The following is a 1,980-nucleotide window of genomic DNA, read 5'->3' as shown; positions in this document are numbered from 1 at the left end:
GAGGCGCTCCTACAGTGGCTTCGTAGCCAAGCCTGAACGCTCATGGAACAACGCGAATACGCCATCACCTGACGTCGCCCGCATCCCGGAGTACAATGGACTTTTACCCATACCGGACACCCCGCATGAACCTGCGCTTTACCAAAATGCACGGCCTGGGCAACGATTTCATGGTTATCGACGGCATCAGCCAGTCGCTGCCGGAAACCGGTGTGCCGTTTTCCGCCGATGAAATCCGCCGCTTGGGCGACCGGCATTTCGGCGTGGGCTTTGACCAGATGCTGATCGTGCAACCGGCCCGTAGTGCCGGTGCGGATTTCCGTTATCGCATCCTCAATGCGGACGGCTCCGAGGTCAGCCAGTGTGGTAACGGCGCTCGCTGCTTTGCCCGTTTCGTGCGCGACCATGGCCTTACCGACAAGGCAGAGATCGTGGTAGAAACCGCCGCCGGGCAGATGACCCTGGCAGTGACCGACGACGAGCAGGTGACCGTGGACATGGGCGCGCCGCGCTGGGCGCCGGAAGCGATTCCGCTGATCGCCAAGGGCGAACAGGACACCTATTTTCTGGTCGCGGGCAGCAATGCCTACGAAGTCGGCGCCGTCGGCCTGGGCAATCCGCACTGCACCCTGCTGGTGGAGAATGTGGACACGGCACCAGTCGAAACTGTGGGACCGCTGCTGGAAAGCCACGAGCAGTTCCCGGAGCGGGTCAACGTGGGCTTCATGCAGATCGTCAGCCGCAATGAAATCCGCCTGCGCGTCTACGAACGGGGCGCCGGGGAAACCCTGGCCTGCGGCTCCGGCGCCTGCGCCGCCGTGGTGATCGGCCAGCGGCGGGGCTTCCTGGATCAGGATGTCACCGTGCACCTGCCCGGCGGCACCTTGCAGATTCGCTACGATGGCCAGGGCGGCATCCGGATGACAGGCCCTGCCAGCCATGTCTATGATGGCAGCATTAATGTAACAGCGGCAGTATAAGGACGGATCCATGACGGAGAACACCAAGGCCAGCGCCGACCAGGTTGCCGCTTACTTGCGCGACAATCCGGATTTCTTTCAGCAACGCCCAGAGCTGCTGGAACTACTGCGTCTGCCGGACTCCAAAGGTGACGCCGTATCATTACTGGAACGTCAGGCCTCCATTCTCCGCGACCGCAACAACGAGCTGCGCGACCGCCTCAACGGCTTGCTGGACGTGGCCCGGGAAAACGATCACCTGTTCGACAAGACCCGTCGTCTGACCCTGTCCCTGCTGGAAGCCCGTGGGGCAGAGAAACTGTTCCGCAACCTGCTCACCAGCCTCGGCGATGATTTCCACTGTGACCGGGTAGCGTTGATGCTCTACGACCGGGAAATCCCTATCCTTGGCGACCTGCGCAACCAGATTCGTTGCGTGGACAGTGACGCCCTGCCCAGCGCGCTCAACCACCTGCTACGCAACGGCAAGGCGGTGTGCGGCGCCATGCGCGAAGAAGAAATGCAGGCCCTGTTCCAGGAACATGCAACCGACATCCGCTCCGCCGCCATGGTCCCCCTGGAATACCAGGGAAAGTTGGGCCTGCTGGCCATCGGCAGCAAAAGCGCCATGCATTTCCGCAGCTCTCTGGGCACCCTGTTCATTACCCACATCGGCCAGGTACTGAGCCGACGCCTGCATGAAGTGCTGCGGCAATACCCGCATCAGGCAGCCAAAAAAACCGGGGAAATCAATTGAGAATGGATAATTGATAATGGATAACGAAAGCCCCGGCGCCTCCGGCGCTATCAATTATCAATTATCAATTATCAATTCTTTCCTGACCCATCTGGCCTCCGAGCGCCGCCTCTCCCCCCACACCGTCAGCAATTATCAGCGTGACCTGAAAGACGCCTTCCGTCTCACCGGGCAGCGGGACTGGGCCACGCTCACCGTGCACGACATGCGCTCGCTGGTGGCCACCCTGCACCGGCAGGGAAAAGGCGGCAAGACCATTGCCCG

3 protein-coding genes are annotated in these 1,980 nt (G+C 61.3%); all 3 read left to right on the top strand.

Features of this window, described 5'->3' with window-relative positions; genetic code table 11:
• Positions 1 to 125 precede the first annotated feature (125 nt).
• The gene (gene dapF, locus HUJ17_RS09930; RefSeq protein ID WP_366144909.1) at positions 126 to 980 is read left to right on the top strand and encodes a diaminopimelate epimerase; all 855 of its coding nucleotides are present in this window, start codon (positions 126 to 128) and stop codon (positions 978 to 980) included.
• Positions 981 to 990: 10 nt separating this feature from the next.
• On the top strand, positions 991 to 1,716 hold the full coding sequence (locus tag HUJ17_RS09925) for a DUF484 family protein (RefSeq protein ID WP_290510546.1): 726 nt from the start codon (positions 991 to 993) through the stop codon (positions 1,714 to 1,716).
• Between the two features lie 16 nt (positions 1,717 to 1,732).
• Positions 1,733 to 1,980 (top strand): site-specific integrase (locus HUJ17_RS09920; protein ID WP_290510545.1); only part of this gene is annotated, 248 nt, incomplete at its 3' end.

Origin of the sequence: Alcanivorax sp. (assembly GCF_014762765.1) — a bacterium.
In the GTDB taxonomy this organism is placed as follows: Bacteria; Pseudomonadota; Gammaproteobacteria; order Pseudomonadales; family Alcanivoracaceae; genus Alcanivorax.
Note: the sequence above shows the minus strand (reverse complement) of the source record. Positions and strands in the feature narration are given on the sequence as shown.

Bases quoted from the DNA above. Each gene is read 5' to 3' on its own strand.
- HUJ17_RS09925 (WP_290510546.1), top strand. From the start codon at position 991: ATGACGGAGAACACCAAGGCCAGCGCCGACCAGGTTGCCGCTTACTTG.
- dapF (WP_366144909.1), top strand. From the start codon at position 126: ATGAACCTGCGCTTTACCAAAATGCACGGCCTGGGCAACGATTTCATG.